The following is a 26463-nucleotide window of genomic DNA, read 5'->3' as shown; positions in this document are numbered from 1 at the left end:
CTCCTAGAGGGCGATGATCATCGGATGGGCGAGGCGCACATCCGCCCCGGTCGCGTGCGCCTTGATGACGCCGTTGGTGCTGCGGGTCACCTCGGCGTACTGCGGGTTGACGACCTGCCAGTCCCGGAACGAGAACGCCGGGGCGACGTTGGTGTTGCCGGCGGCCGTCGAGACGCTGACCCCGGCGACCCCGGAGGCGATCGGATCCGCCACCACCGTGCGGTCGATCCACCAACCACCAGGCTCCAGGCGGGTCGAGGGCCAGACCCGGCCCCGGACGCGGTGCCCGTCCACGCGCACGCGCATCCACAGCCTGGTGCCCGCGCCGTAGGTGTAGGGCGTCGCGGCGGTGGCGCCGACGAGGCTGGTACTGCGCAGCACCTCCATGGAGACGGCGCCGCTGGTCGCCAGCACGAGGCGGCAGCGGTAGTAGGCCGCTCCCACCCTCAGCACGATGCCCGGCTGGAACGCCCCGCCGGTCGCGAGCTGGCTCGGGGTGACGCTGACCAGCACCTCGCAGTCCGTCAGCGTCACGGAGCCGACCAGTTGGAACCGCTGCGTCGTCGGGCTGGACGCGAGGGTGACGATCCCGGCCGTGCCGTCCACGCTGCGGTCGCTCGCGGAGCCGCCGCTCGTCACCCACGCATACCCGGTGGTCGTCGCGCCCCAGCCGGACGCGACCGTGCGGTCGAACGCATCCCAGGCCAGAGGCTCGAGCGCGGTTGCCGTCACGACCTCCCCACCCACCATCAGGTCCACGGGCAGGTCGTCGCCGCTGCTGGTGCCGCCGGTCGGGCCCTCCGTCGTCTCCCACGGAGGCCCGGCGTCGCGCCACAGGAACATGGTGTCGGCGTCGGCAGAGGCGGGGGCGTAGAGGCTGCTGCCGTCGGTGTCGAGGTGGTTGGGCGCGGTGTCGTCGGCGGGGTCGGCGTTGCCGACCTCCCCAACCGTCCAGATGCCGCCAGGGCTCGCGTTGGCCTCAATGCGCCACCGGGTCGGGGTGATCGTCTCGGAGTACCCCTCGGCCATCAGGTCCACCGCGGTGGTGGGGTGCTGCGGAGGGAGGTTCACGACCTGGAGGCGGTCCCCCTCGGCGCGGTCGAGCCACGTCGCGATGGTCTGCGGTGCCACGTCCAGGCTGGTAGTGACGGCGGGGTAGCGCATGCCGGGCCAGGTGCCGCGGTGCAGCCGCCACCCGGCGATGCCGGGCAGCGTGTCGTCCGCCGCAACGTTGAGCGTCACCGAGTCGTCGTACAGGCCGAGTTCGGCGACGGACGCCTCGTCGACGGCCCGTGCGCTGCTGCCGCCCTGGCGTGTGACGGTGATGTCGTTCCGCAAGCGCTGGTCATCCAGGACCGGTGCGAACGGGTTGTCGATCTCGCTGACCCCGGCGTCGAGCACGAGCGCCGGGGGCTGGTTGTACAGCGTGGCGCGGGCCCGGTACTGAAGGCCGAGTGCCTCCCGCCGCTCCGAGAGCACTCCGCCATCGGCTGCGGCGCATTCCTGGAGCAGCGTCAACAGGGTCGCTTGCCCCTGGGGGCCCATCTGCGGGGACTCGTGGGCGTTGCCGAGCACGCTGATGGGCAGCTGCTCTTCTTCCGCGAGGCGCCGCATGCGGTCGAGGGCGTACTCGCCGGCGTATGCCGCCTCAGGGCCGCGGGTCCCGGGCCGGTACGGGTCCAGCGTGGGGTCACCGCTGTAGGTGATGTGGCCGAACGGCAAGCCCGACATCCCGGCCGACCACTGGTTGTCGATCCTGACGGGCCGCGTGTAGCCGGAGTGGGTGACGCCGATGGACCACGTCTCGTCCTGGCCGATCGCGGTCCATCGCAACCGGTAGTCCCAGTCCGCGCCGGAAGGTTGGGCGATGAGCCGCACGCGGCACCACCCGGCCGTCGCGGCGGCGAGCGCGTCGGCGTCCGTCCAGAACGTCTCATCCACGACGGTGCCGTCCGCGTCGTGCAGGCGTAGCCGGATCTCGCCCGCACCGATGTAGCCGGTGATGCGCGCGACGCCCCCGCCGGACGTCCACACCCGGAACCAGCCCAGAGACGAACTGGGCAGCTCGTCGAGGTGGTACACCATCTCGGCTCGCCAGCCGAGCGACGCATCCGGCAGCGACGGTAGGGAGACGCGGAACGAGCCGCCATCGCTGCCGACTTGAGGCAGCGGCGCACTGCTCGGGAGGCCACTGTCGGCCGCCATGGTCAGGCCCTCGACCGCCGCCGCGCGGCGCCCCGGAATCGCGCTCGCGATGCTCGTGGCCGCGGACCCGTCCTCACACGGCCAGTAGCCCAGCAGCCCGGAGTCGATCGCCAGCGGGATACCGCGGCGCAGCGTGCTCTGGAGCGCTTTCTGTCCTTGGCCGAGGCGGCGGAGGATGCCGGAGACGGCGATGTCGACGCGTGCCTCGCCGGGCCGCTCCTCCGGGGCGGTCGGGTCGGACAGGTCGCCCCACGGCCACGTCGGCGCCCATTCGTCGACCGTGCCTGCCATACGGGTACGCCAGTCGGTGACCTCGGAGCCGCCGGACAGCGCCCAGTCGATGCCGGTGGCGTCGGTGAACGCGGTGTCGCCGACGGCCAGCGTGGTGAAGTCCGGGCTGGCCACCACGGTGCCGTCGATCGTGGTCCTGACCTCCGCGCGGTACCAGCGGCCTGCCGGGCGGGCGAGCTGCGCCTGCACATCCCCGAGGGTCAGCGGGACCCCGGCGGGCTGGTAGATGCTCGCGGTGCCCGAGCCCGTGCGCGGGGCGCCGAGCTGCCGCCACGGCCCGTCGAGGGACGGCCCGCAGTAGAACCTGACCTCATGGCCGCCGTCACCGTTGTCCGCGTCCAGCGTGGCGCGGATCGCGCACCGCTGCCCGCTGGCATAGGGCACCGTGTCCTCGGCGAAGTACTCGGACAGCCCGGAGAGCAGGCCGTTGCTGGACCAGGCCAGCAGGACGTTGCCCCACGCCCCGAGGTACATGCGCCATCCCCGGCCGAGGTCCACTGCGGAGTAGCGGCCGATGAGGGACTGGGCATAGTGCCGCCACGGCGGCGCGTCCAACACGCTGGCCGTGGCCTGGCTCGGGAGGCGGTCCAGCGCCACCTCGACGCGCACGTCCAGGTCGCCGGTCACCGCGGGCGGGGACGCGGCCACCGCCCGCGCGCCGACGGCGTCGGGCACACGCAGATACGGGCCGCCGGCCTGCACGCCGATCCGCGCCGGGACGCCCTGCCGAACGTGTGGGTAGTGCGCCCCGAGCGCGTTGCCGGGGGTGTAGTCGCCGTGCGGGTTGTCGAGCTGGAGAGACGTCGAGGTCGGGGACGGCTGACCTGCCTCATCCGAGCGGCCCCGGCGGATCGTGATCGTCTGCCGGTGCACGTCAGGGGCGACGTCCGACCATGTCCACTCGGCGGGGTCGCCCGCGGGGTCGGCGCCGAACGCCAGCTCCGCGCGCAGCGGCAGCCGGTCCTGAGGGAACGCCACGACCTACCTCCCGGGGGTGAACGCAGCAGTGACGCTGCTGCCGTAGTCGGTACGCACGCTGTTCTGGATCAGCCACATCACGGCCTGGGAGGCGCGGCTGCCGTCTGCCTGGACGCGCAGCACCGGCTGCGGTGCGGCGGCCGTCCCGGGCCCTGAGCGGTACGCGGCTGCGGTCGCCGGAATCGCGGCACCGGCGGCGAGCGCCGAGGCGGCCGACACGTCGGAGGTGGCGGACCGCATGCCGTCCGCCAGGAAGTTCACGATCTTGGCGCCGGACTTCTGCGGGGGGTACTGCCGCAGCGGCCCTTCCTTGGCGGGGCTGTTCGGGAAATGGCCGATGACCTTGCCTGCGATCCCGCCGAGCGCTCCCATCAGGCCGCCCATGGCCGACCGCAGACCGGTGATCAGGCCGCGGATGATCGCCTTCCCGGCCGCCACCAGCCAGTCCGGAGCCCCCGACAGAGCGCCCTGCACCTTGCTCTTCAGGGCCCGGAACAGGCCGACCGCGCCCCCGAGGCCGCTGGCCATGCGAGACCGCATCTGGCTCAGCCAGCTCTTCGTGTCATTCACGACCCAGCGTCCGGCACCGCTCGCGCCCGACTTCATGCCGCCCCAGGCCGCTGACCAGCCGCTGCTGACCAGGCCCATGCCGGCCGAGGTGAGGTTGCGGACCACGCCGAGCCCGGCCTGCCAGCGCGAGACGATGATGTCCTTCGCGCCGGTCAGCACGTCCTTGGCGCCCGCCCAGATTTTGCGCCAGTCCCCGCTGAAGACCCCGGCCCACATCTGCAAGAACCCCGAGACGATCTGGAGGCGCCCCTTCCACTCCTCGACCGTCTGGCCGAGGTAGGTGCGGGCGATCCCCACCAGGTCCTCGCCGAACAACGCCCACCCGTCGCGGATCAGCGTCTCGCCACTGGAGAACGCGGCACCGACCTGCGTCAGGCCGCTGTAGACCGCGGCCTGCGTGCCGGACATGGAGGTCGTGGCGTCAGTCTCTACCCCGCGGAACCCGTCGCCGAGCCCGGATAGGCCGTCGGTGGCCTCCTTCACCCACGGCTTGGCCTGGGTCCAGAAGTCGCGTGCGGCGTCGACTCCGGCCTGGAAAGTGGGGCCGAACTCCTCCTTGAGTTCTTGCAGGCGCGGGATGACCTCGCCGCCGATGAACTCCACGAAGTTCTGCTGAAGAGTCCGCTTGAACTGCTCCACCCGCGTTGCGGCGTTGTCCCGCAGCGTGTCGCCTGCGGACTTGGCGGCCCCCTCGAACTCGCCGAGGTCCTCGGCTGCCTGGCTCGGATCGAGAGACAGGATGGCGTCCTGCATGTCCTCGGCCTTGGTGCCGAACAAGTCGACCGCCAGCGCCGCCTGATCGGCCGGGTCCTTTACGTCCCGCAGGCCGTCCAGGATGTCGTCCAGCGCTTCGGCCGCGCCGTCACCGCCGCCAGCGATCCGGCCCTGGATGTCCTCGGCGGACAGCCCGATCTCGTCGAGCGCGGTCGCGGCCTCCTCCCCCATTTCCTGGAGGATCAGCGTGCCCTCTTTGAGGGTGTCGGCGACCAGGTCGGCATCTCGGGCGCCGCCCTTCAGGCCCTGGGAGAGCAGGCCCATGGCCTGGTCCCCGGACAGGCCGAGCTGCCGGAACTGCGTAGCGTACTCGGAGAACGTGTCGAGGAGATCGTCGGCCTCGTTGGCTCCGGTCTGCACGCCGCGCGTCAGCAGGTCAAGCGCCTCGGTGCCATCGTCTGCCAGCCCGGTCTTGAGTATCTTGCCGACGGCGCGGGCGGTCGGCCCGACCTCCTCGCCCAGGAGGGTGGCGACGTCCGCGAGGCCGGTGGACATGGTCTCGATCTGGCCCATGGTCGCGTCGGTGGGCAGGAGGCCGTGGTTCATGGTCTCGGCGACCGCGTCGGCCGCCGTCTGGAAGTCGGCGGTGACCGCGTTCGCGAACAGTTCGCCGGCGACCTGGCCGTACCGCTCGGCGACCTCCGGCGTGGTGCCCATGGACGCCTGCATCATCGAGACGATGCGCCCCTGGTTCATGGCTTCCGAGATGCCAGCGAACAGCGCCATCCCGGCAGCCAGCGCAACCCCGGCCAGCCCTGCCTTGAACGCGCCGCCGAAGTTGCGGCCGGCCGCGTCACCCGCGTTGGCCGCGGGCTGCCCGGCGGCGCCGTTCATTGCGTCCCCGGCGGCCGGGCCGAACCCGCGCATGCTGGGGATGAGCCGGACGAACGCGACGCCGATCTCCTCGGCCATGGCGGTCACCTCCTATGCAGGTGGTGCGGGGAGCGGGGCTGGCCCGTGGCGGGCGAGGAGGGCCCGCACCTCGGCCGGTGTCCGGCCCTGTGGGATGGAGCCGTGGCGGGTGCCCTCCGGCTTGGCCAGGGGGCTGATGCGCTTCGGCCGGTTGCGGCCCTTCGCGCCGTCCTTCGTGCGCAGCCAGGTGGCGAGGCGCAGCTCATCGACCACGAGGAACAGCAGGTGCTCGCTACGGGAGTAGCCGTCGCCACCGGCGGCGCGAGCGGTCGCCGAGTGCGGGTCGTGGAGCAGTTGCTCGTACAGGGCGCCGATCCGGCCCAGCGGCATCACCGCCAGGTCCGCCGGGGCCCCGCGGAGGGTGAGGTCTACTTCGAGCGCTTCGCGGCGGTCCGCGTCGGCGAGGACGGCGAAGCCTCTTTTCCCGACTCCCGCGAGTGCTTGGTCCAGGCGGTTGCGAAGTCCAACTGCAAGCGGGCGGGCATGGCCATCAGCGCGTCGTATGCGGCCTGGCCGCCGACCTCGCGGATCACGGCGAGGTCCCCGCCGAACAGCCGGTCAGCGTCAGCTCCGGTGAGCGTGGACGCGTTGGGCAGCGTGTACGTCTCGCCGTCCATTCCGATCCACTGGAACGGATCGGACGGCAGAGCGGCAGAGCGCTCTCGTGCGTCGAACATGCGCGGATCTCCTGTGCTCGGTGCGCGGACATGGGTGAGCCCCGGAGGCACTCCGCGCGAGATGCCCCCGGGGCCGTCTTGAAAGTCACGACCCGCCGGCGATGTCCGTGCCCCAGGCCGCGTCGGTGCTGTACTTGACCATCAGGTTCCCGTCGGCGTCCGGGTACGCCGTGATCGTCACCTGGTAGCCGATGGCCTGCCCGTTCGCGTACTGGATCTCCCCGCGCTCGGTGACCTCCGCGTTGCCGAGGTAGAACCGCATCAGCGTGTTGCCGTCCACGACATTGATCACGAACGACCGCGGGTCGGAGTTGGCCGGCTTGACCTCCAGCATCCAGCCCGAGCCGCCGTCCGTCTCCATCGTCGAACCCGGGTGGTACAGCTCAAGGTTGGAGCCGCGGTTCTGGATCAGCGTCGTCTGGAACGTCACCAGCGACTCGGTACGCGCCGCGCGGACGACGGTGGCGTTCTGCCACGCGACGATGTTCTCGACGTTGTCCTCCCACGCCTCGGTCACCCCGTCCTCGGAGCAGTAACCGTGACCGATAAACGCAGGGTCGAGCGGGGCAGAGGCGTTGGTGGGCGCGGTGGTGCCGACCGGCGCGGAGAACATTTCCCCGGTGATCGCGACATCCACCTCGGAGGCAACGAGTGCCATGGTGATCTCCTCATGGGTGTAGGGGGTCACCCGGGCGCGCGGACATCACCGGGAAACGGGAAACAAGTCAGTGGGGTGCGGGGTTGATCGCCGAGTCGGCGCGCACCAGCAGGGAGTAGGTGGCCCACGCGCGGGGCGAATTGGTGATCGGGTCGTCGTCCAAGCGCGGCCCCAGAAACTCCGACACCTCGTAGCAGGTCAGGCCGCCGAGGAGTTGCGTGCCGGACAGCGCCCACACCGCGGCGCGCGCCTGCAACGCCAGCGTCATCGCCGTCGAGTCGGTCGGGCCCCAGCACCAAACGTCCATGCGGGCGGCGTCCCGGACCGGCGGTGTCGCGGCGCCCCCGACGCGTCGCACCTGCACCAGCAGTGGCGGACGCGGGTCCGGCACCCGGGATACGACCCGCACCGGCGCCACGAGCGGCGTCAGGTAGGCGATCAGCGCGCCCGTGACGTCGGGGAACACGTCAGTTCCTCGCCGCGTCGATCGCACCGCCGAGGATCCGGCGGTCCTGCTCGATCCGCAGGCTTGCAGGGTGGATCGCGATGACCGTGCCGAACGCACGGCCCGACCCGACAGAGGTATCGGCGATGACCCGAACCGGGTCCAGGCCGCCGATACCGGCGGTCGCGGCCTGCCACTGCGGCTCGGCCACGGCCTTGATGGCGTCGGCCCGGCGCTGCATATCCTCCCGCACGCCGTCGGAGCGCAGCAGCGCTTTCGCGCCGCGGGAGTTGAGCCGGAACCGCTCGATGTACTGCACGGCGCCTCCTACCCGTCCACGATCTTGAGAGATAGCTCGGTGTGATGCGGCGCCGATGAGCCGGACGCGGCCATGGCGAGCGGGTTGTAGAACGGACCCGGCTGCCCATCGATCTCGAAAACCACCGGGCCGGACGGCGCGCCATCCCACTCGATCCGGGCACGCCTGCCGATTGGGCTGTGGTCGGTGACCATCAGCCACCGCTCCTGCAACGGGTCGCCGCCGATCGCCGGGATCTGTGCGCGCTGCTGCTGCTCCAGCCACGCCGGAACATCTGCCGTTCGCGCGGCGGCTGGCCCGTAGTCGTACTCGGTGTTGCCGTAGGAGCTGGTGACCGCAGGCTCCACGACGGTGACCCGGTGCGGCATCAACCGTGGCGGCACGCCCTGCGACGGCATCAGGAATCGTCCATGTTGGCCGCCGCAGCCTCGTATTCGTCGGCGAGGCGCCGCAGGAAGTCGGGTAGCGCGGCGACGCCCTCTGCGCCCGTGTCGGCCGAGAGGGTGCCAACCTGGGCCTCCGTCTCGCCCACCCGCAGGTAGACCGGCAACTCGGGCATCATCGGCCTCTCAGCTGAATCGTGGTGGCGGTCTTGCGGTATCGCTTGAGGGCGTCGCGGTCCGGCTGTGTCATCGACACCGAGGCGCCGGCGCTGCCTGCGCCCTGCTGGAGCTGGTAGTTGTAGGCGCCGATCCGCTCGGACACCATGCCCGGCGTCATCGATGGGGACAGGAGGGTGCGCAGCACCATCGCGCACACCACCGCCAGCACATCCGGCGGCGCCACGGCGTACCCGTGGTCGTAGGTGATCCGGTACGTGTCGACCGCCCCCCACCCGTCGGTCCACACCTCCGGAAGTGACAGGTACCAGGAGCTATCCAGCGGCCAGATGTCGACCTTGTCGATGCCGTCCCAGGTCCAGGACCCGGCGGGCAGCGCAATATCGGGCATGACCTCGGAGCCGCCGAGCGCAACCACCGTGGTGACGGCCTGAACGGGGCGTTGCGGCAGGCGGATCGTCACGCCGACCGGCCGCAGCACGATCTCGTCGCCGACGGTGAGGGTGAAGTCCTGGCCGGTGTAGGCGCGGAGCAGAGCGGATGCGTCGGCCAGCAGGGCGTCGGCGCGTGCCGCCTCCTCAGGCGTCAGCTCGCGCCCGAGGCGTGCTTCTAGGTCCTCTACCGTCGCCAGCGGGTCCATGCGTCACCACCTCCATCTCGGCGAGCAACGCCCGCATCCGGTCCGGGCGTCCGGCGGCATGCCGGTATCGCTGATACAGGGCGCGGGACGCCGGTGATCCCCAGCGGCGCGAGTCCCGCGGCTGGGGTGGGTGCCAGAGGTGCCAGAGGGGCGCGTCACCACGCCACGGCGCACCCGCGAGGGTGTGCAGTGTGAGGGCCCACGCTTCATCCTCTTGGCCCCATCCGGCGAACCGGCGGTCGAGTGGGGACCGTTCATAGGTGGAGCGCGGGAGGACGACGATGCCGCCGCCCTCGTACCCGCGGTACGCGGGCTGCGCCAGCCGGAGATCCGGACCGAGCGAGACTCCCGCGAGAACCGCGGCCGTTGCTTCTGGGGCGAGCCGGTGCACGTCGCCGTGCGGAATCGCCCACGGCCAGCCACCGCGCACAGCCGCCACGGCGTCGGCGACACCGTCTGTCCACACATCGGCGTCCGCGATGATCAGCACGTCGGCCGCGGTGCGCCGCAGCGCATCGGTGACCGCGCCGCCCTTGGACCACGGGCCCGAAGGGGCTTCGCCGAGCAGCGGCTCGTAGCCTGCGCGCCGCCAGCGCGGCAGCAGCCACGCGAGCGTCGCCTCCCGGTGCGGGCACCCGCCCCGCCACGGAATCACCACGCTCACGCTCAGGCCCGGCACTTGGTCACCGCCCGCCGCGAACCGGCGCCGGTGTGCACGAACACCCCCGGCGTCAGCTGCGCCACACCTTTCAGCCCGGCGGCGTGCGCGCGGGCCTGCGCCTCCCGCTCCCCGGACGCCGGCCACACAGCCGAGATGTCCCGGGTGCGGGTGAGGTTGGGGTTGGTCGTCAGGTGCGCTTCGCGCGCGAACCGCCAGCCCTGCCGGGGCTCCCAGCGTAGACGTCGCTTGGTGTGCATGTGGTACGGCAGCGTGCGTTCCTCAGAGTGCCGCAGCCGCACCTGGTACACGTCCTCGTGCTCGGCGAGGATCCGGCGCGCGGCGTCGAGCCATCCGGGGTGGTCCGGCGTCGCGCGCCAGTCGTCCTCCAAGTGCAGCCAGAACGGGCGTCCCGACTCTGCGGCCAGCGTGGCGAGGTGCGACGTGGCGTCACCGATCGACGCCCTGTCGTCTCGGTGCTCTCGGACGTCGATGACGTCGGCGTGCTCTTCGAGGATGTCCGCCGAGTCGGGGTCGGCCCCGTTGTCGAGGACGATCAGGCGCGCGGTCTCCAGCAGCCCGGGGGCGGTCGCCCGCAGCGACGCCAGGGTGTCGGCCAGTAGCTCGGGCCGGTCGCCCGTCAGCAGCGTGAGCACCATGTCCCCAGCACCCACAGAAGCGGGGCGCTCGGCACGAACCGTCGCCATGGGCTTTCCGCCCGTGGCCACCTGCTCCACGCGCGCGCCCTGGCGCTGCCATGTGGCGAGCGCGGCCCGTTCCCCGGGGCGCCCGGCGTCGTCCAGCAGGATCAGGCCGCCGTCGGCCATGTGCGGCGCCAGCGCCGTATAGGCCGCGGCGCGGCCGCCGTCGCCCTCCGGGGGCCCGTCGATCAGCGCCAGGCCGACACCATCGGGCAGCGCGGTGTCGTACCACGGGCCGTTCGGCCCACGCCGCAGGGGTGCGAGCCGCAGGTCGACGTGCTCCGCGAGTCCGCGCTCGGCCAGCAGCGCCGCGGTGGCGTCCCGGTAGCGGGCCTGGTGCTCCAGGGAGATGACGCGGGCACCGGTGTCGCGCGCGTACTCGGCGAGCAGCACCGTGCTGCTGCCGGATCCGGCCTCCAGCACAGTCTGCGGGGAGTGTTCGGCCAGCAGCCGGCCGAGCACCTGCGCGCCCGCCCGGTCCAGTGCCCAGCCGCGCCACAGGGCCGCGTCGTCCAGCGCCGTGGGCAGGTCCGTCAGCGCCACCGGTTCCCCGGCCAGGAGCCGCCGCAGCCGGTCCGCGTGCTGCTCCACCTCGGCCAGCAGCTCGGCCGGCACGTCCGCGGTGAGAACGGCGCCGACTGCCTCCGGGCCGGAGTCCGCAGCCGACACCATGTCGGGCCACAGTTTCCGCGCGCGGGCCGCCGCCTGCTTCCGCTCGGCCGATCCGTTGCCGGTCTCCGGAGCGGTCGTCAGGGACCCGCGGCGCCGGTGCCGGTCGTACAGCGGCTCATCGACCACCGTGGCGGCGTCGAGTGCGAGTGCGGCGCCGGTGAGCATGGTGTCCCACGCGATCCGCCAGTCCGGCCGCGGGCCGCCCACCTGACGCAGCCACGACGTGCGCCACAGGCCGGCCATGTGCGCGTGATGCCGATACCGGCCGTCCGACCAGGGCTTGGCCTGCTCGACGGCGACGCGGCCTCGCAGGGGGTGGACGCGCTGCGCGGTCAGCACGACGTCGCGGTCGCCCGCTGCGGCGAGCATCCCGGCCAGCCAGCCCGGTGCCGCAGCGTCGTCCGCGTCGTGGACCGCGAACCACTCCGTGGAGCAGGCGGCCAGCACCACGGCATCCGCGAAGTAGCGGCCCCGCTGCTCCGGCAGGTCGAGCCGAATCAGCCGCTCGTCGGCGATGTCCGCGAGTGCGGGCCACGGCGGCGAGGCGTGGTCGCCGTCGTTCACGACCACGCACACCAGGTCGACGTGCGACTGCGCGAGGACCGCGTCCACCGCGCGCCGGACGGTATCCGGGCAGCCGTGGTACGGCACCGACACGGTCACCTGCGGCATCGGAACCCCTCTCAAGTTCAGGCGGGGCCGACCAGCACGGTCGGCCCCGCTGCTCAGCTGCCGGACGGGACGACCGCGGCCCAGGGAAACTTCGTCACCGAGGTCGGGGTCCCGACAGGCTGCTCACCGGTCTGACCCGGGTTCGGGCCCAGCCGCGTCGCGGGGTTCGCGCGCGCCCACGCCACGCGGAACACCGCGCGCCAGATGGTGGAGTCCTGCTGCATCGCGTTGAACACGATCGCGCCCGAGGAGTCGCCGATCACGCCGGACTCGTGCTGCGTGAACGTGATGTCCTGCCTGATCCCGACGATGGACTTGGACCAGTCACCATGGATGATCAGCGCCTCGGTGTCGTCCCACGCGCCGTTCGCGACCTCCAGGATCGGCCTCCCGTACAGGCCCGTGCGGACCGGGCCCGCCAGATCCTGCTGGTAGATCGGGGAACCGTCCGCGTCCCGCAGCCCCGTCAGCCGCCACTGGAACCCGGGCTCCGCGGCCCAGCCGGTGGTGTTGAACCCGCGCTGCTTGAGCACCTGCGCGGACAGAGCCACGTCCGCGGCGATGTCGCCGGCCTCGCCCTCCGTCACGGTCTGCCCGGCCTCCACGATCGACGGCAGGATCGCGGTCTGCCAGGTGGGCGGAGCGCCCACCCCGAACAGGGCGGCGGCATCGAGCCGTCGGCCCATGGCCTCCACGATCTGCGGGCGCGCCTCCTCCCACACCGGGAACGCGTTGTCGTTCATGTAGGCGTGGGGGATCGCGACCAGCGCGGCGAGCTCTTCGACGATCAGGTTGACGCCCTGCCACTGGGCGAGCGCCTCCTGCTTGAGGTTCGTGAAGTCGTTGCCGCTGTTGCCGACCCAGTAGGCGTCCGCCAGCACGGCGGTGGCCGGGATGCGCTGCTGCCGCGTGGCCATACGCCGCGTCTGCGACAGGCCCATCACCGCGGACGTGTGGGTCATCTCCTTGATGACCTCGTTGGACCACTCGATCGGGAGCAGGTCCGGATCGCTGTTCAGGGGCATGGTGCCCGTCCTTTCATGCGAAAACCCCGCACATCGGCGGGGTTCAGGTCAGAGGCCGGGCACGTCCCGGCCGAGTCAGTTGGTGCTGGGCGTCCTGCGGCGCATCCAGGCGTTCATGTCCGCCGGGCCCGCGTCGGACGCCGGCGTCGCGCCGGGCTTCAGCCGCTCCACCGGGGTCTTCGCCTTGGGTTTGTCCGTCTCCGGCTTGCCGCCGAAGGTCGCGAGGAGTTCATCGGCGTCGGCCTCCAGTTCCTCGCGCGTGGCGCCCACGAGCCGCCGGGCCTGCGCCTGCGTCAGGCCCTTGTCGGAGGCGACCTCGGCGCGCAGCAGCCGCTGCTCCGCCTCGGCAGCCCGCTGCTCCGCGGCCGACGCGCGCTCCGTGAGCTTCTCGGTCTCGGACTTGCGGGCTTCCTTCGCCTTCTGCGCCTCGGCTGCCAGCGGCTCCAGCTCCTTGAGCCGGGCCTCCAGCTCCTTGCGGGACTTCTCCGCGTCGCGCCGGGCGGCCCTTTCCTCGGCGAGCGCCTTCTTGCCGGGATCGCCCAGCCCGTCATCGCCGCCGCCGGGCTTCGGTGCGGGCTTGAATGTCGGGTCCTCTGCCGCGCCCGTCGCAGGCTGCTGGCCTTCCTCGATCTCGTCAGCCATCGCGGCCGACCCCTCTCTTCAGCCCCGCCCTCGCGGCGGGGAAGTCACTGCGTGCGTCCCTGCGCGGCAAGGAACGTGCGCCATGCGGCGACCGCCCCGGCGCCCGTCGTCCCGGCCGTGGCCTCGCGCCACTCCCGTTGCAGGCGCCGCACCTCCGGTGGCTCCTCCCCGCGCCGGTACAACGGCTCCGCAGAGCAGCGGCACCGATCGTGGGCCTCGAACGTCACCGTGCGGCGCGAGTACACCCCGCCTCGGCCGATCAGCATCAGGCAGAACGGGCACGAGCCGCCGCCGCCGGTGCGGCGCCAGCCCGCCATCGACTCGTTGGTCGCGAACGTCCGCATCGTCGTGGCCCGGTCGCCCTCCAGCACCAGCCGCTCGGCAGCGCCCTGCAACTGGGACGCCATCACCCGCACACTGGCCTCCGCGCTCCCGGACAGAGCCATGTGCGTGCGGAACGCCACCGGGCCCGTCACCCGCAGCGAGGTCGCGACCTGCTCAGGGTTCGGCTCGACCACCGCCGGGCGCACGCTCGTACCCTCCGCGCGAGCGTGCGCCGTCAGGTAGCCGCGGGCCAGCCGCGCCAACGCGCCCTGGCCGGTCAGGATCTCCTGCTGCACGGCCTCGCTGACGGTGTCCCACCAGCCGTCGATGTCGGAGACGTCCGCCCGCAGCGCCGTCACGCGCATACGGCGGGCGATCAGCTCAGCGAGCCGCAACACCTGCTGCCGATGGGACAGCGTCAACGCCTGCGCCTGCTCGCTCGCCACCGTCCACCTCCATCTCGCCATCGGTGCCCGGTGCCGGAGTCGCCAGCAGGGCTGCCATATCCGCCAGCCCGTCACGGCTGTCCGCGGCTCCGGCCCACCGCTCGATCTCCGTCTGCGTCACCCCCGGGATGCGGGACCACAGCTCACGCGGCGGGATGTCCAACTGGGTGGCGAGCTTCCCGAGCGCGTCGGCGACCTGCGCCAGCGACCTGGGTGTGGTGTCGCGCCACACCACCTCGGCCGAGGTGTCCTCCCACGCCTCCATGTCGCCCATCGCCCGGCCGGCCAGCCGCAGCATCTGCTCCACCGACTCGCCGAACGACGTCTGGTGCTCGGCGACGTCCTGCCGGTGCCCGGCCTCCAAAGCGGCCAGCGCCTCCGCGCTGATGTTGGAGACGGCGTTGCCGACGACCAGGTTGTGCGGCGGGATCTGCGCGGTGCTCGCGATGTAGAGGAGAGCCTTGTCCCTGCTGTCGAGGTAGCCGCCGAGGTCGGTCTGGCCGAACTCGCCGAACCGGGCGTCGGCGTCCTCGGCGTGCAGCATGCGGTCGACGCCCACGTCGAACGGCTCGATCGGGCGCCCTTGCGCGTCCTCCTCGATCGTCATGCCCGCCACCCACCGCTGCCGGAACGCGGCGTACTGCTGCGCCATCAACAGGCTGTAGGTGGTTTGGTTGAGCTGCCTCTGCACCGGCAGCAGCGGCTCGACCTTCCCGCACGGCCCGTCGTCGAGATCTTCGTAGGAGTCGACGAACCGCACGACCGGGCATACCCCGAGTCCGTGCTTACCTGCCCCCTCGCCCGCAGTCAGCTTGGGCTCGCCCTCCTCCGGGTCCGTGATCGGGTACGACATCACGTCGTCGTACATCACGAACCGGCGGCCACCGAGATGCACCAGCGCCAACTCGGGCCACTCATCCGCCGTCGGATCCTCATACAGCGCCGTACACCGGCGAGGAGACAACGGCGTGATCACCGGCGCCGGGACGCCCGGCAACACCCGCGCATACGACACGCCGTACTGCACGGCCGCCCGGAACAGACCGGCCTGCCTCGCGTCCATGCGGTTCGGCTGCCACACCGCATCCCACACCGCCGAGTCGCCACCGCTGCTCGGGCGGTAGCCATCCACGTACAGCGCCTGCGCGATCGCGGTGATCACCAGCGGCAGCACGTTGAAGCGGGACTGGTCCACCAGCCGCCGGTACTCCTGCGTCGCCTTCGCCGGCACGTAGATGTCGTTGACCTTGTTGCGCACCGCGTCGTGGATCGCGTCCAGCCGATCGGCGGCCTCAGCGCGCCGGGCCTCCAGCAGGGCGCACGCCGCCTCCCTGATCTCCCGCTCGGTCTCCAGAGCCACGGCTCACCTCCACCCGACCACGCGGCCCGTGCGCCGCTTCTGCTTCTGCTTGCGCTTCGCCCACTCCGGAGAGGCCAGCACCAGGCGCCGCACCATCCGGGCGCCGACCGCGCACACCGCCGAGTCGATCTTCTTCGGGGACTCGCGCGACTCCTTCGCGATGGAGACTCCGTACCGGTTCGGCCGCCGCCGCGCGTTCAGCACATGCCGCTGCAACCGCGAATCCCCGTCGTGCGTGAGGTCCCGCTCCCGGATGTCGATCTCCGCGCGCTCGCACGCCTCGGTGAACTCCCGAACTTTGCCGCGCATGTCCCATGCGACTGGGTGCTGATGCCGCCCTACCGTCGCCTGCACCAGCAGCCGCTCCCCGAACTCCAACGCCCAGGAATCCACGTAGCTCTCGAACTCCTTGACGTCGGCGAAGAACGCGATCACGTCGCGCTCGTCGAACACCGCGCGGACCGTGCGGTCCACGTCCGCCCGGTCCACCTGCCAGCCCTTACCGTCCGGCCCGGCAGGTTTCTCCCAGCAGCCCAGCGTCATCACATGCCCGGACTCCACATCACACCCGACGAGCGCGGTGGCGTCGTCGTTCTTGGAGCCGTCGAAGAACATCACCATCGGCGCGTCGACGGGCACGATCCGTTCCACGTCCGCGCACGCAGCCCACGCCGGTTTCGTCGTCCAGGCGTCCCGGGCCGCCGTCGGCTGGTTGAAGAAGTACCGCCTGCTGTCCTCGGGATCCTTCTCGATGTTCCAGAACTCGTTCTCGACGATGCCGTCCAGGTCGAGCACCGACGCGAAGGGCCCGTACACCTCCCGCAGCGCGGCGATGAGCTGCCCCCGGTCGGTCAGATCCACGTCCGGCGGCGCCTCGCGGTGGTCGTACAGCAGCCGGGCGGACCGCGGTTCTCCGCCGGCCTTCACAGCCTCGGCGACCAGCTTCGCCCGCTCGTGGGTCTTCTCCGCGACGCTGTTGTCCCCGGGCTGGTACATCGTGGTCGTCTGCAACAGCCACGGCTGCGCTTCCTTGCGCTTCCGGCAGTTCCGGTCGACCGTCACGTACATGCGCCGCAACTCGGGCGTGACGTACAGGTGCGTCTCGTCCGCGATCGTGCACGTCTCCTTGCCGCCATCCTTCGCCGACGACGACGCTGTGCTCGGCCGGATCTCCCCGCCGCCCGGGATGAACGTGCGGGTGATGCCCGCCGCCCCGGTCGGCAGATCCTCCCCAAGTGGGCCCTCGGTGAGGTTGTAGTAGATGTTGTCGTAGGTGTTCCCGACCTGCGTCTCCTCCGTAGCCAGGCACCGGATGAACGGGTACGTCACGAAGCGGCCCATCGGCTCGCCCGGCTGGTACTCGTACCGGAAGTCACGCCACTCGAAGACCTCGCCACCCTTGGCCCATCCGCGAAACCGGCACGGGCCGAACGCCTCGAACAAGCCGATGAACCCGGCCAGCTCACTTTTCGCACGGCCCTTGCCCCGGGAGATGACCGCGGAGTCGTAGATGCGGCGGCCGTCCTTGCGCAGCGCGTAGGCGTCTACCAGGAAGCCGCCGAACTCACCGTCCATCTCGACCGGATCGCCTTGCACATCCCCGGGGCCGTGTACGCAGAAGTGCTCCACCCACGCCCAGCCGAGGAGCCCGAGCGACCGGTCCCGGTCGTGGCTGGGCGCGTGGACCAGTTCACGAGGCATCGGTCATCCGCTTACGCCGGGCCACGTTCATGTCCGAAACCCCGGCCGGGGTGGCCGTCGGCGCAGGCTTCGGCTGCTCCACCTTGATCCGCGCCCGCAGCCGGTCCACATGCGTCGCCCCGAGAAGGGACTCGTTCAACCGGATCTCGGACAGGAGCTTGGTGCTCGGCTCCGCGAAGTAGGCGTCCACCAGCGGCGCCAACATGTGCAGCCGCTGCCAGTCCGTACCGACGAAAGCCGCAGCCTGCGGGGCTCGCCGCCACGTCTCATACCAGGTAATGGTCTGCGGCCCGTACAGCGCCGCGTGCGGCAGCTCCGGGCCGCGCACCTCCGCGCCAGCCTCGACGATGACCGCCTGATCTTCGAAGGTGTCGGCGTTCCGGCGCCGCTTGGTCTCGCTGGGGGGAGGGCCAAAGCCAGCCATGGCGGTCACCCCCCTCAGATCAACGAGTCGACAACCTCGGACAGATCGGCCAGCGTCGACGGAGCATCGCCGTAGCGCTGGCCCATGGCGATGTACCGGCCCCGCCCGTACACCTCGATACATGCGCCGTCCGCGTGCCTGATCCGTCGGCCGTGCCACACCTTGCCGCGGCCCCAGAGGTGCAGCCCCGTGCCCGACGGCGACACCTCGATGTACGTGGCCGGGCAGCGGCCAACGATCTCCCGTGCCCACGCGGCGAGTCGGCCGCGGCCGTCGATGCAGTGGTCCAAGTCGATGCACACGATCCGGTCGCCGCCGTCCAGCACGTACCCGAGCCCCACACCGTGCGGCGACAACTCAGCGCGCTCGTGGCTGGCCCAGGTGAACGGGTTCGTCGAGCTGGCCGGACGCCCGTTGTCCGCCCGCACCGGCCGCTTGTCGACATCGCGCCGCACCCACCGGCGCAGCCTCGTCAACTCCACCGGCAGCCCGGCCCGCTGGGGAGCCAGCGGGGGAACCGCTGTGCGCGCTCGGTGCGCCGCGACTCGGCACCGTGTCGAGCAGTACGTCGGCACGCGGCCCCGGCCGGCAATCGGCAGCGTCTCGCCGCATCGGCGGCAAGCGAGGCGCTGCGTAGCGGGCATGCCCACAGTCTACCGCGCCTGTAACGATTAGAGGCTCTGGACTGGACAGTCATGCCCAGCCTTTCTCAAGCGCTGGTCACGGTCCGGAATCGTTACAGGTCACAGACCCGTACAGGCCGCGAGCCGCTATGCCGCACCGTGGGCCTGATGGAGGGGCGGAAGGGGTCACCCCCCACCCCAACAGAAAAGACCAGGTCAGAAGGGCGGAACTTCGCTGCGAGCAGATGCCTTTGCTCGTGCTTCTTCGAGTGGATCACGCTTCGGCTGCTGCACGAGTCCTGGATGGGGCTCGGGCGGCCGGCGTCGGCTGGGTAGGTCTCCCCGGGCGGCGCGGGCCTGGAGGGCGGTGCGGCGCCGGTGGTGGGGGGTGCATAGGGCCCGGAGGTTCCCCAGGGTGTGATCCTCGGGATCCCCCACGTGGTCCACCTCGGTGCCTGGGTTGGTGCAGCGCTGGCCGTCATCGAGCCAGGTGCAGCGTCCCTCGTCCCGGGCGAGGGCCTCTTGCCGGAGGGCCTTCCACCCCAGGGGTCTGGGGGTGGTGCGCCACGCCGAGGGGGACTCTTTCCAGGGCATGGTCGCCTCCTTGCCAGGGGTGGCGTGCCGCCCCGGGGGGTGTTCCCTCGGGGCGGCTGCCCACCTGCACCCACTCCGTCCCGAGTGGTCTTGGGGGTCAGCAGGAGTCGAGGCGCCAGGCGCCGTCCTCGCGGACCCAGGCTTCTTGGTCGCCCTCCCAAATGGGGGCGTTGGTGGTGTAGCTGACGCGGGCGAGGTCGCCTTCGATCTGGTCGACGGTGACGGTCTGGATCTCCTGGGGGCCGGCCGTCTGATAGGCGAACTCGGCGCGGGAGTCGAACTCGGCACGGCCCCAGAGTTCTTGGCAGCGCCCGGAGAGCATGGGCCACGTGGTGTCGGTATCGGGGATGGTGACGGTCTCGATGTAGGCGGTGACCGCCCGGGTGAGGGCGTCCTCGGGAGTGGCCTCGGGGGAGTCGCCGGCGACGACGGAGCCGAGATTGTTCTCGCTGTCGCCTCCGCTGCTGCATGCGGTGAGCGCGAGGAGTGCGGCCGTGGCGGTTAAGACGGCCGTGGTGCGGATGCTGGTCATGGGCTGAGCATCCCGTGTGCGGTGGTGTCGTGTCTGCTGTGTGGCCGTTCTGTGACGAGGGCGGCCCGGGGGGTCTTATGGCGAGAGCCCCGCGCCGGTGGCTGCGGGGCTCTCGGGGGAGGTCCAGTGTCCGTGTGCGTCTGGGCACGCCGGACTTGGGGTCAGGATGCAGGATGATCGCCGGTTTCGCAACTACTCGGCGTCACGCGACCCGGCGCCCTCCTCGCCGAGGGCGGTGGCCCATTCACGGAGTCGAGCGTCGGCCTCCTCGGCGCTGAGCCCCCCCTTGGTGATCAGGGTGGCCTGCGCGTCGGCGACGCCCTTGCGGAGTTGGGCGGTGTCGACGGTGGCGTAGATGGTCACGTAGGGGCCTTCGCTCACGGCTTCCACTCCTGCCGGTAGTCGGGGTGGCTGGCGTAGGGCAGAGCAAGGTGACGGCAGGCATCCCAGTACGCTGCGCGAAGGGAACTCAGTGACCTGGCGTGTTGGCCCTCAGCCTCGAAGGTCTCACGGTCCAGCCGCTCATGGTCCTCGTACAGTTTCGCGATCCGTCGCTTGGCATCTACCTCGGCGAGCACGCGGGCCGGGTCGTGGCGGGTGATGTGGCGGGCGTGCTCGGGCTCAATGTAGTCCTGGGAGCCGAGGGCGACCAGGTCGCGCTCCGGCAGGGCCACGATGGCGTGTCCGTCGTGCTGCCACTCGGCGCCGTCCTGCGCGGCGGCTCGCGCCCGCGCTTCGTCCTCGTCGAGCCTCGCGCGCACGAACGCAATCAGGTCCATGCGGGTCATCCTCTCGCGGCAGGCTTCGGCTTGGCCACGGGCTTGGTCCAGCCGCCGCTGCTGGCGGAGTACTGGCGGGAGTGCTCGGGTTCGTCGGTGGCGCGTTTGGGGTCTCGTGTGGGCATCTCGGGGAGTGCCATGATCGTGGTCCTGTCTCTCGCGGGATGGGGCTCGGGGCGGCCGTGTCTTGGCGGATGTGGGCCGCCCCGAGGCGTGTGCGGTCAGAGCTGGTTGGGCTCCAGCGCGAAGAACAGGACGGTGGAGCCCCGGAACTGGGGCTCCTGCTTGTCGTGTTCGGCCAGGAGCCACTGGTAGATGTCGTAGCGGGTCATGCCATCGGCGGGCGTGAGGTGCCCGTTCCATGTGGCGATGGATGTGCCGCCGTCGATGGGGATCTGTCGGGTGAGGACGAAGTGGTGCGTGCCTTGCTGGGTCCGGGCTTCGGCGCCGGGGTGGTTGGTCATTAGGCGGCTCTCCTCTTCACGATGTGCCGGGTGCCGGACGGGTCGGTCGGGTCGCTGATGATCAGGGCCGTGGCGCTGTCGCTGGCCGTGTCGTTGTCGTTGTCGTCGCGCTGACCTGCGGCGACGACAGCGACAGGGCCCCTCTCGGCGCCCGGGGGAGGGGGCAGATCCTTCGCCCGGATGCCGGTGCTCGCAGAGCCGGGGCGGGTGTGGGAGCGGGTGGACACCACGGGAAGCCCCGCGGCGGTGGCGAGGGCGGGGACCGCGGAGGTGTCCCACGGGGGGTCGCGCGGGGCCTCGGCGTCGAGGAGGTCGACCAGCTCGGCGAGGTGGACGCCGGGGGACCCGGGCGGGATGGCTGCGCGAACGAGCTCGGTGAACTCCCTGGGGGACAGGGCCGCCGCAGTCGCCTCCTCCGGCTCCTCGGTGGCGCCTGCCTTGCGTGCTGCGTGCCAGGCGGCGGCGCACCATCCGCCGGTGGCGAGCCACATGAGGCCGGGGGAGTCCTGCACCACGATGGCGCCGAGGGTGGCGACTCCCCCGGTGCCCGCGAGCCTGCGGAGTGCGGCGGGAACGCTCTGGTCGTCCTCCTCGGCGGGCCAGATCCAGCGTCCCCAGCGTCGGGCGAGGATGCCGGTCCCGTCGTGGACGGAGCGGACCGGGCCGGTGATAGCGGGCCCAGGGCGCAGGCTCACAGGACACCGACCAGCGGGTCACCGAGGGCGTTGAGGGCGGGGCTGATGGTGCGGCCGAGGACACCGGAGGCGCCAGCGCCGAGCGCGAGGCTGGCCCCGGCCCAGAGTCCGGCGCCGAGCTCGACGCGGGTCTTCTTCGGCGTCTTCTTCCAGAGGACGATCAGCGTGATGAGGCCGAGGGCGACGATGATGCTGCCGCCGTCGTTCAGGTAGGTGATGGTGTTCTGCGGCATGTTCTGGCTCTGGGCGCCGGTGGTGCCGGCCAACGCCCGGTCCCCCACGGCCGCGTTGACGTTGGTGATGCTGTAGGCCAGCCAGCCGAGGACGCCGCCGACGCAGGCGACGCAGGCGGAGCCGTAGGCGAGGCCAGCACCGAGGGGCAGCAGGTCTTTCCAGTCGCGGCGGGAGGTCTCGGAGCCCTCGCCGTCTCCGCCCTTCTTGCCCTTCTTCTTGCGGCCCTTGTACCACCAGGGGGCGACCTGCCACACGAGGATGCCGAGACCGATGAGGATGCCGCCGAGGGAGACGCGGCCTTCAGGCGAGTTGAAGAGGTCCATCAGGGGTTTACTCCGGTCGTCACGGCGACGTAGGCGTCGAACACGGGCAGGGCGAGGCAGGCGCCGGAGATGGCGGCGCAGAGGAGGGCGCGGGCGACCCACCCGGGCCGGTAGGACCCTTCCTCGTCGTCCCATTGGCGCGGGAGGTTCCGGACGCGTCGGTCGTTGGCGAGCGCGCCGAGCACCGCGGCTCCGGCGATGACCCAGGCGCCGCCGAGGGACTGCGTCGCAGCCACGTCGCCGAGGGTGAGCGCCCAGTGGGCCGCGGGGGCGCCGATCGACGGCAGGGGCATCAGCCCCGCGGCGGCCACGATCGCGGTCCGCAGCGTCCAGGCCGGGCGCCACCACGGGCGGACGGCCTCGATCGGGCTCACGTCTGCGCCAGGCGCGAAGGTGACGTGGATCTCGTACACCGGTGGGGGCGGGCCGTCGGGCAGTGCTCGCTCGGCTGGGTCGGTGGTCACAGGAGCCCCCAGGTGTCGGTGATGGCGGCGGCGAGGCACACGCTGATGAGGGCCCAGGCGCGGAGTTCGGTGCGGATCTCGGGGGCGACCACGGCGAGCAGGGCGCCGGACACGAGCACGACGAACACGAAGAACAGCGACACGGTCTGCTCCCCCGGCTCAGTCGAGTTCGGCGACTGCGACGGGGTGGAACAGGAGGCGCCCGTCGGCGGCGCGCCGCGCGGGGGCGAGCCTGTTGCGGTTGACCCAGGAGCGGACGGTGCCCTCGGCGACTCCCCGGGTGCGTGCGACGTCCGCGACGGTCATCAGCTCGACTGCACCGTCGGCCGCAACGGTGCGCATCGCCTCCTCAATGGCGGCGTCGATGCCGGGGTCGGCGAAGGCGCTGGGGAGCTCGGGCAGGGGCGGTGGTGCGACGGACTGCAACGGCTGCTCGGAGGTGGCCGCGACGCGTGTGGCGAGGTGCTGGTGGATCTGTCGCATCAGCGCGCCGAACGCGAGGAGCGCGGCGGTGGGGGGGATTCCGGCGACGATGTAGTCGAGGAGCTCGGCGTCGGGGTCGACGCCGAAGACGTTGAGCGCGATGCTGCCGCCGCTGCCTGCGACGGTGAGCGCGATGGCCCAGGGGTCGATGCGGCGCTGGAGTGCGGCGCGGAGCATGAGGAGTTCGCCGGTGACGATGAAGAGGTCGAGGGTGGCGGGCCAGGCCCAGGCGCGTTCGCCGTCGAGGCCGTGGGCGCCGGCGACGTCGTGGAGGTGGGCGTAGCTGAGCCAGAAGGCGACGGCGGTGAGGGCGATGGTGACGGCGGCGGCGGCGTTGGCGAGGCCGAGGTCAGCGTTCCAGCGGGTCGGGTTGTTGATCTCCGCCGGAGGCGTGGCGGTATCTTCGGTGTGGGCCATGGGAGGGTACAGCTCCTTGGTCTAGGGGCCCGGCTGGCGTTGCAGCGTCGGCCGGGCTCCGGCTCCTCTTCTGTTGTCACCCCCCTAAGGCCGTTGCAGCGGCCTCGGGGCGGTGCTGCGCCTGTTGCAGCAGGCGGTGCGCCTTCTAGGCGGCGTCGATGATCTGTCGCAGAAGCGCCGCCCGGCTGAGTCCACGCTGTTGCGCGAGCCGGTTCAGCTTCTTGATCTGCTGGGGGTAGAGGGTTACCGCGACGCTCTTCGGTTGGTCGGGGTAGGTGTACTCCACGTTGTGCACCGGGAGCTCCTTCCGAACCGCGTTCCTCTCCGCGATGACGGCGAGCTTGCGGCTGGGGTAACTGCTCAGCTCCTTGCGCGCCACCTGCTTCCACCAGGAGGAGCTTCGCCGGTGGCCCTCCCAGCGCTGCTCTCGGTTCGCGGTGATGCCGACGTAGAGGAGAACACCCTCCGCGTCGTAGAGGCGGTAGAGGGTGGTCGGCGCGCTCGCGCCAGGGGGGCAGTCCTGATCGTGCTTGGGCTGCCGGGAGTGTCGGCGGCTAAGCTTCTCCATGTCGGACCGCTCCTATCGGTTTCGACTGTGGCCTTCGGGTGTTGCATCACCCGGGGGCCTCTTCTTGTCCCGAGCCCGGATGGCTCGGTTGACGATGGCTCTCGTGACTCCGAGCGCTCTGGCCACTGCGGCTTGGGAGCCGAGGTGTTGCACCCCTTGTTCGAGTGCATCGGCCTTCTCTGCTGTTGCTTGGCGGTAGGCGAGGAGAGCGGCTTTCTGCTTCCGTTGTGCTTCTTCGTAGCGGGCTCGCCATCTCTCCAATGAGCCACCTCCTCGGGCGGTGTTGCGCCAGCGTTGCGGCTGGGCCGCCCATCGACTGTAAGCATACCTGCTTACAGTCGTCCGATGCAAGGTGGCGGGCGGCTGCAACGCCCCCTCGTTGCAGCCGCGTTGCGTCATGCGGCGATGGCGGGGCGCCAGGTGCGTCCGCAGCGGTCGCAGTGGGCTTCGGGGTCGGTGCCGTCGCCTCCGCTGACGAGGATGTTGCCGCCGCATCCGTCGTGTTGGCGGCCGGTGCTGGTGGTGCGTCTCGCGATGCGGAGGAGCTGTTCTATGCGCTGGGCGGCGGCGGTCGCGGTGGTCTCGATCCGGTGGACGTGCTGGAGGCTGAGCGGCCGGAACGGGCCGCCGGGGCGGGACACGAGCCGGTCGTGGAGCCAGCGGGCGGCGTGGGGTGCGGTGCGGGTGCCGGTGTAGCGCCAGCGGCGGGGGTCGGCGGCGTCGGTGTCGGCGAGGTGGTCGCGCTGCTGTCGGTCGCCGGGGGTCCACTGCCGGTCGCGGGGGGCGTGCGACATGGCGGGGCGCTGGGTGTCGGCGGCGACGTGGTCGGCGAGCGCGACGAGAGCGCCGGTGATGTCGGCCATGGCGTCGAACACGTCGACGTTGAGGGGCAGGGTGCGGACGTCGCCGGGGCGGCCGTCGCCGAACTCGTCGGGCTCGCGGAGCTTCGTGATGCCCATGGCGGGGGGCCACTCGGTGTTCTGCCGCTGGGCGACGGCGTCGGCGAGGTGGGGCCACAGGGTGGCGATGGTGGTGAGGGCGGCGCGGGTGGTGGTCAGGTCGTACATGTGTGGCTCCCCTGTCGGTCGGTGGCGCTGGTGCGGTCGGCGGGGTGTGGTGGTGGCCCGGCGGCTGGTCCGGGCCACCGAGGGGTTACGGCTGGTTGAGGCGGTGGCGCACCCACTCCGCGTCGGACTCGGCGACGTGGGCGCCGGCCGACCGCTCGACGTAGATCCGGATCGGCTGCCCGTCGCCGTCGCGTTCGGAGCCGAGGTAGGCACCCCAGGGCTGGCCGTGCTCGGGCGGGGTGTGCCCGTCGGGGCAGTGGGGGCAGCCGGGTGAGCCGAGGTACAGGTCCGGCAGCGGCTCGCCCTCGGGGTCGTCCCAGACGATCGTCGTGTGGCCCCCGTGGCCGTGGACGGCGAGTGCGTCCTCGAGCCGGTCCCATTGGACGGTGGAGGGGTGGGCGGAGCGCCAGCGGATGGTGACTCGGCCGTCGGCCCACTGGACGCCGTCGGCGACGGTGCCCACTCCGCTGGCGCCGGTGATGTCGACGGTGCGCTGGAGGTGGAAGCGGCGGGGCAGGTGGCTCATCGGGTGTTCTCCTTCGGGGTGTTGGCGAGGGCGCGCCGGGTGGCGCAGGGGTGTTCGGTCATGCGGCAGGTGCCGCAGTGGCCGGTGCCGTCGTCGGTGTGGAGGGCGAGGGCGCGTTGCAGGGCGGCCTCGGCCCGGTCGGCGTGGTCCTGCCGCCGTTTGGACTGAGCGTCGAAGTACTCGACGGTCCAGCGCCATTCGGCGATCTCGGGTTCGACCACGGCCATCACAGCGTCGGCGAGGGCGAGGCACTCGGTGTGGTCGGCCTCGTCGCGGTACCAGCCGCGCCCGTCGCTCGCCGGGCCGTTGCGGTGGAGGGCGATGCGCTCGGCGATGCGGTCGCCGAGCATCCCGGCGAGATCCGGGGCGATGCTGGGGTTCGCGATGCACGAGCCGGGGTCCACGCCCTCGCAGTTGCCGCACGCGTGTCCGAGGCCGTCAGCGCCCGTCTCGCGGCCCGAACTGCCGTGCGTGGTCTCCGTGCCCGCTGCGCCCGGTCCTGGCGTGTCCTGCGCGGGCTGGGGCGGCACGGCGGGGGCGGTGAGCTCTGTGCGGGCGGTGACCTGCGCCAGCCACGCGGCGTCAGCGCGGATGCGGGCGGCGCGGCGGGCGATGGCGGTCAGGGTGGCGGCGGGCGTGGGCTCGGTCACGGGGTCTCCTCGGTCGGGAGGCGGTCCATGCGGCAGGTGTCGGGCGCTCCGTCGTGCCCGGCGGGCAGGGAGCAGGCGCGGGCGGGTTGGCCGCCTCCGGCCTCGCCCCAGGGGCAGAGGTCGGGGTCAGCGTCCGGCAGCGGCCCGGTGGGGGCGGGGCGTTCGGTCATCGGGTCGGCTCCTCGGTGGCGGTCCAGGTGAGGCGGACGGTCCGGGTGGTGCCGGGCAGGTCGGTGACGGCGTAGTGGTTGTCGCCGTGTCCGGCGGTGTCCTCGCAGAGGTGACCGATGAATCCGGCGTTGCCGGGGTCGGGGTACTCGGAGGTGCACAGCAGGTCGTCGAGTTCAGGCACGGTCGGTCGTCTCCTCGGTGGCGGGGGCGGGCAGGGCG

Annotated in this window: 35 protein-coding genes; all 35 read right to left on the bottom strand. The window is 71.7% G+C overall.

Features of this window, described 5'->3' with window-relative positions:
• Positions 1 to 3 precede the first annotated feature (3 nt).
• Positions 4 to 3474, bottom strand: a complete 3471-nt coding sequence (locus ADY01_RS06210) for a hypothetical protein (protein WP_049566893.1) — start codon at positions 3472 to 3474, stop codon at positions 4 to 6.
• Positions 3475 to 3477: 3 nt separating this feature from the next.
• A complete protein-coding gene (locus ADY01_RS35900) occupies positions 3478 to 5652 on the bottom strand; it encodes a phage tail tape measure protein (RefSeq protein ID WP_159001002.1) in 2175 nt (724 codons plus the stop codon).
• Positions 5653 to 5742: 90 nt separating this feature from the next.
• On the bottom strand, positions 5743 to 6060 hold the full coding sequence (locus tag ADY01_RS06200; RefSeq protein WP_049566890.1) for a DUF5361 domain-containing protein: 318 nt from the start codon (positions 6058 to 6060) through the stop codon (positions 5743 to 5745).
• 38 nt (positions 6061 to 6098) lie between these two features.
• The gene (locus tag ADY01_RS06195) at positions 6099 to 6407 is read right to left on the bottom strand and encodes a hypothetical protein (RefSeq protein WP_049566887.1); all 309 of its coding nucleotides are present in this window, start codon (positions 6405 to 6407) and stop codon (positions 6099 to 6101) included.
• A gap of 85 nt (positions 6408 to 6492) precedes the next feature.
• Positions 6493 to 7065, bottom strand: a complete 573-nt coding sequence (locus ADY01_RS06190) for a hypothetical protein (protein ID WP_063784137.1) — start codon at positions 7063 to 7065, stop codon at positions 6493 to 6495.
• A gap of 67 nt (positions 7066 to 7132) precedes the next feature.
• Positions 7133 to 7531, bottom strand: a complete 399-nt coding sequence (locus ADY01_RS06185) for a hypothetical protein (RefSeq protein WP_049566880.1) — start codon at positions 7529 to 7531, stop codon at positions 7133 to 7135.
• 1 nt (position 7532) lies between these two features.
• Complete coding sequence (locus ADY01_RS06180; protein ID WP_049566877.1) at positions 7533 to 7829, bottom strand: hypothetical protein; 297 nt, start codon at positions 7827 to 7829, stop codon at positions 7533 to 7535.
• Positions 7830 to 7837: 8 nt separating this feature from the next.
• Positions 7838 to 8227: a hypothetical protein gene (locus tag ADY01_RS06175; RefSeq protein ID WP_049566874.1), complete on the bottom strand. Its 390-nt coding sequence runs from the start codon at positions 8225 to 8227 to the stop codon at positions 7838 to 7840.
• On the bottom strand, positions 8227 to 8391 hold the full coding sequence (locus ADY01_RS38920) for a hypothetical protein (protein ID WP_159001000.1): 165 nt from the start codon (positions 8389 to 8391) through the stop codon (positions 8227 to 8229). The genes ADY01_RS06175 and ADY01_RS38920 overlap by 1 nt, the downstream gene beginning before the upstream one ends.
• On the bottom strand, positions 8388 to 9029 hold the full coding sequence (locus ADY01_RS06170) for a hypothetical protein (RefSeq protein ID WP_049566871.1): 642 nt from the start codon (positions 9027 to 9029) through the stop codon (positions 8388 to 8390). Before ADY01_RS06170 ends, ADY01_RS38920 begins: the two co-directional genes overlap by 4 nt.
• Positions 8968 to 9708: a hypothetical protein gene (locus tag ADY01_RS06165; RefSeq protein ID WP_049566868.1), complete on the bottom strand. Its 741-nt coding sequence runs from the start codon at positions 9706 to 9708 to the stop codon at positions 8968 to 8970. The genes ADY01_RS06170 and ADY01_RS06165 overlap by 62 nt, the downstream gene beginning before the upstream one ends.
• The gene (locus ADY01_RS06160) at positions 9696 to 11732 is read right to left on the bottom strand and encodes a glycosyltransferase (protein WP_049566864.1); all 2037 of its coding nucleotides are present in this window, start codon (positions 11730 to 11732) and stop codon (positions 9696 to 9698) included. Before ADY01_RS06160 ends, ADY01_RS06165 begins: the two co-directional genes overlap by 13 nt.
• A 53-nt stretch (positions 11733 to 11785) precedes the next feature.
• Positions 11786 to 12757 carry a phage major capsid protein gene (locus ADY01_RS06155; RefSeq protein WP_049566861.1) on the bottom strand — a complete coding sequence of 324 codons (972 nt, stop codon included), beginning with the start codon at positions 12755 to 12757 and terminating at the stop codon, positions 11786 to 11788.
• 75 nt (positions 12758 to 12832) lie between these two features.
• Entirely contained in the window at positions 12833 to 13399 is a 567-nt protein-coding gene (locus ADY01_RS06150; protein WP_053170556.1) for a hypothetical protein, read from the bottom strand.
• Positions 13400 to 13443: 44 nt separating this feature from the next.
• Positions 13444 to 14169 (bottom strand): hypothetical protein, encoded by a 726-nt coding sequence (locus tag ADY01_RS06145; protein ID WP_049566857.1) that lies wholly within the window; start codon positions 14167 to 14169, stop codon positions 13444 to 13446.
• Entirely contained in the window at positions 14105 to 15529 is a 1425-nt protein-coding gene (locus ADY01_RS06140) for a phage portal protein (protein WP_049566854.1), read from the bottom strand. Before ADY01_RS06140 ends, ADY01_RS06145 begins: the two co-directional genes overlap by 65 nt.
• Before the next feature lie 3 nt (positions 15530 to 15532).
• Positions 15533 to 17230, bottom strand: coding sequence for a terminase (locus ADY01_RS06135; protein ID WP_049566850.1), 1698 nt, complete (start codon positions 17228 to 17230; stop codon positions 15533 to 15535).
• Positions 17220 to 17663: a hypothetical protein gene (locus tag ADY01_RS06130; RefSeq protein ID WP_049566847.1), complete on the bottom strand. Its 444-nt coding sequence runs from the start codon at positions 17661 to 17663 to the stop codon at positions 17220 to 17222. Before ADY01_RS06130 ends, ADY01_RS06135 begins: the two co-directional genes overlap by 11 nt.
• A gap of 5 nt (positions 17664 to 17668) precedes the next feature.
• Positions 17669 to 18298 carry a bifunctional DNA primase/polymerase gene (locus ADY01_RS06125; RefSeq protein ID WP_049566844.1) on the bottom strand — a complete coding sequence of 210 codons (630 nt, stop codon included), beginning with the start codon at positions 18296 to 18298 and terminating at the stop codon, positions 17669 to 17671.
• Between the two features lie 670 nt (positions 18299 to 18968).
• Positions 18969 to 19403, bottom strand: a complete 435-nt coding sequence (locus ADY01_RS06120) for a hypothetical protein (RefSeq protein ID WP_049566839.1) — start codon at positions 19401 to 19403, stop codon at positions 18969 to 18971.
• A 192-nt stretch (positions 19404 to 19595) separates the two neighbouring features.
• Positions 19596 to 19784 carry a hypothetical protein gene (locus ADY01_RS06115; protein ID WP_049566836.1) on the bottom strand — a complete coding sequence of 63 codons (189 nt, stop codon included), beginning with the start codon at positions 19782 to 19784 and terminating at the stop codon, positions 19596 to 19598.
• Complete coding sequence (locus ADY01_RS06110; RefSeq protein WP_049566833.1) at positions 19781 to 20182, bottom strand: DUF6221 family protein; 402 nt, start codon at positions 20180 to 20182, stop codon at positions 19781 to 19783. Before ADY01_RS06110 ends, ADY01_RS06115 begins: the two co-directional genes overlap by 4 nt.
• Before the next feature lie 5 nt (positions 20183 to 20187).
• On the bottom strand, positions 20188 to 20322 hold the full coding sequence (locus tag ADY01_RS41255) for a hypothetical protein (RefSeq protein WP_267888416.1): 135 nt from the start codon (positions 20320 to 20322) through the stop codon (positions 20188 to 20190).
• An 81-nt stretch (positions 20323 to 20403) separates the two neighbouring features.
• Positions 20404 to 20646: a hypothetical protein gene (locus ADY01_RS06105; RefSeq protein WP_049566830.1), complete on the bottom strand. Its 243-nt coding sequence runs from the start codon at positions 20644 to 20646 to the stop codon at positions 20404 to 20406.
• Entirely contained in the window at positions 20646 to 21341 is a 696-nt protein-coding gene (locus tag ADY01_RS06100) for a hypothetical protein (RefSeq protein ID WP_049566827.1), read from the bottom strand. Before ADY01_RS06100 ends, ADY01_RS06105 begins: the two co-directional genes overlap by 1 nt.
• Positions 21338 to 21898, bottom strand: a complete 561-nt coding sequence (locus ADY01_RS06095; RefSeq protein WP_049566825.1) for a hypothetical protein — start codon at positions 21896 to 21898, stop codon at positions 21338 to 21340. The genes ADY01_RS06100 and ADY01_RS06095 overlap by 4 nt, the downstream gene beginning before the upstream one ends.
• Positions 21898 to 22362 (bottom strand): hypothetical protein, encoded by a 465-nt coding sequence (locus tag ADY01_RS06090; RefSeq protein WP_159000996.1) that lies wholly within the window; start codon positions 22360 to 22362, stop codon positions 21898 to 21900. Before ADY01_RS06090 ends, ADY01_RS06095 begins: the two co-directional genes overlap by 1 nt.
• Positions 22359 to 22505, bottom strand: coding sequence for a hypothetical protein (locus ADY01_RS38915; protein WP_159000994.1), 147 nt, complete (start codon positions 22503 to 22505; stop codon positions 22359 to 22361). The genes ADY01_RS06090 and ADY01_RS38915 overlap by 4 nt, the downstream gene beginning before the upstream one ends.
• A gap of 16 nt (positions 22506 to 22521) precedes the next feature.
• On the bottom strand, positions 22522 to 23262 hold the full coding sequence (locus tag ADY01_RS36700) for a DUF2637 domain-containing protein (RefSeq protein ID WP_078900048.1): 741 nt from the start codon (positions 23260 to 23262) through the stop codon (positions 22522 to 22524).
• 145 nt (positions 23263 to 23407) lie between these two features.
• Positions 23408 to 23830 (bottom strand): GIY-YIG nuclease family protein, encoded by a 423-nt coding sequence (locus tag ADY01_RS06080; protein ID WP_049566820.1) that lies wholly within the window; start codon positions 23828 to 23830, stop codon positions 23408 to 23410.
• 395 nt (positions 23831 to 24225) lie between these two features.
• Positions 24226 to 24897: a hypothetical protein gene (locus ADY01_RS06075; RefSeq protein WP_049566817.1), complete on the bottom strand. Its 672-nt coding sequence runs from the start codon at positions 24895 to 24897 to the stop codon at positions 24226 to 24228.
• 85 nt (positions 24898 to 24982) lie between these two features.
• Complete coding sequence (locus tag ADY01_RS40350) at positions 24983 to 25423, bottom strand: hypothetical protein (RefSeq protein WP_234320099.1); 441 nt, start codon at positions 25421 to 25423, stop codon at positions 24983 to 24985.
• Complete coding sequence (locus ADY01_RS06065) at positions 25420 to 26073, bottom strand: hypothetical protein (RefSeq protein ID WP_049566815.1); 654 nt, start codon at positions 26071 to 26073, stop codon at positions 25420 to 25422. The genes ADY01_RS40350 and ADY01_RS06065 overlap by 4 nt, the downstream gene beginning before the upstream one ends.
• On the bottom strand, positions 26070 to 26243 hold the full coding sequence (locus ADY01_RS38910; protein ID WP_159000992.1) for a hypothetical protein: 174 nt from the start codon (positions 26241 to 26243) through the stop codon (positions 26070 to 26072). Before ADY01_RS38910 ends, ADY01_RS06065 begins: the two co-directional genes overlap by 4 nt.
• Positions 26240 to 26425, bottom strand: a complete 186-nt coding sequence (locus ADY01_RS06060; protein ID WP_049566812.1) for a hypothetical protein — start codon at positions 26423 to 26425, stop codon at positions 26240 to 26242. The genes ADY01_RS38910 and ADY01_RS06060 overlap by 4 nt, the downstream gene beginning before the upstream one ends.
• Positions 26426 to 26463: the final 38 nt, after the last annotated feature.

Source organism: Streptomyces sp. SBT349, from assembly GCF_001083795.1.
GTDB lineage: Bacteria > Actinomycetota > Actinomycetes > Streptomycetales > Streptomycetaceae > Streptomyces.
This window is presented reverse-complemented; position numbering and strand designations above follow the sequence as displayed.

Coding starts and splice junctions, on each gene's coding strand:
- ADY01_RS35900 (WP_159001002.1), bottom strand. CDS start 5,652: ATGAACGGCGCCGCCGGGCAGCCCGCGGCCAACGCGGGTGACGCGGCC.
- ADY01_RS06200 (WP_049566890.1), bottom strand. CDS start 6,060: ATGCCGCTGGGCCGGATCGGCGCCCTGTACGAGCAACTGCTCCACGAC.
- ADY01_RS06195 (WP_049566887.1), bottom strand. CDS start 6,407: ATGTTCGACGCACGAGAGCGCTCTGCCGCTCTGCCGTCCGATCCGTTC.
- ADY01_RS06190 (WP_063784137.1), bottom strand. CDS start 7,065: ATGGCACTCGTTGCCTCCGAGGTGGATGTCGCGATCACCGGGGAAATG.
- ADY01_RS06175 (WP_049566874.1), bottom strand. CDS start 8,227: ATGCCGTCGCAGGGCGTGCCGCCACGGTTGATGCCGCACCGGGTCACC.
- ADY01_RS38920 (WP_159001000.1), bottom strand. CDS start 8,391: ATGATGCCCGAGTTGCCGGTCTACCTGCGGGTGGGCGAGACGGAGGCC.
- ADY01_RS06170 (WP_049566871.1), bottom strand. CDS start 9,029: ATGGACCCGCTGGCGACGGTAGAGGACCTAGAAGCACGCCTCGGGCGC.
- ADY01_RS06160 (WP_049566864.1), bottom strand. CDS start 11,732: ATGCCGCAGGTGACCGTGTCGGTGCCGTACCACGGCTGCCCGGATACC.
- ADY01_RS06155 (WP_049566861.1), bottom strand. CDS start 12,757: ATGCCCCTGAACAGCGATCCGGACCTGCTCCCGATCGAGTGGTCCAAC.
- ADY01_RS06150 (WP_053170556.1), bottom strand. CDS start 13,399: ATGGCTGACGAGATCGAGGAAGGCCAGCAGCCTGCGACGGGCGCGGCA.
- ADY01_RS06135 (WP_049566850.1), bottom strand. CDS start 17,230: ATGCCTCGTGAACTGGTCCACGCGCCCAGCCACGACCGGGACCGGTCG.
- ADY01_RS06125 (WP_049566844.1), bottom strand. CDS start 18,298: ATGCCCGCTACGCAGCGCCTCGCTTGCCGCCGATGCGGCGAGACGCTG.
- ADY01_RS06120 (WP_049566839.1), bottom strand. CDS start 19,403: ATGACCAGCATCCGCACCACGGCCGTCTTAACCGCCACGGCCGCACTC.
- ADY01_RS06110 (WP_049566833.1), bottom strand. CDS start 20,182: ATGGACCTGATTGCGTTCGTGCGCGCGAGGCTCGACGAGGACGAAGCG.
- ADY01_RS41255 (WP_267888416.1), bottom strand. CDS start 20,322: ATGGCACTCCCCGAGATGCCCACACGAGACCCCAAACGCGCCACCGAC.
- ADY01_RS06105 (WP_049566830.1), bottom strand. CDS start 20,646: ATGACCAACCACCCCGGCGCCGAAGCCCGGACCCAGCAAGGCACGCAC.
- ADY01_RS06095 (WP_049566825.1), bottom strand. CDS start 21,898: ATGGACCTCTTCAACTCGCCTGAAGGCCGCGTCTCCCTCGGCGGCATC.
- ADY01_RS36700 (WP_078900048.1), bottom strand. CDS start 23,262: ATGGCCCACACCGAAGATACCGCCACGCCTCCGGCGGAGATCAACAAC.
- ADY01_RS06080 (WP_049566820.1), bottom strand. CDS start 23,830: ATGGAGAAGCTTAGCCGCCGACACTCCCGGCAGCCCAAGCACGATCAG.
- ADY01_RS06075 (WP_049566817.1), bottom strand. CDS start 24,897: ATGTACGACCTGACCACCACCCGCGCCGCCCTCACCACCATCGCCACC.
- ADY01_RS40350 (WP_234320099.1), bottom strand. CDS start 25,423: ATGAGCCACCTGCCCCGCCGCTTCCACCTCCAGCGCACCGTCGACATC.
- ADY01_RS38910 (WP_159000992.1), bottom strand. CDS start 26,243: ATGACCGAACGCCCCGCCCCCACCGGGCCGCTGCCGGACGCTGACCCC.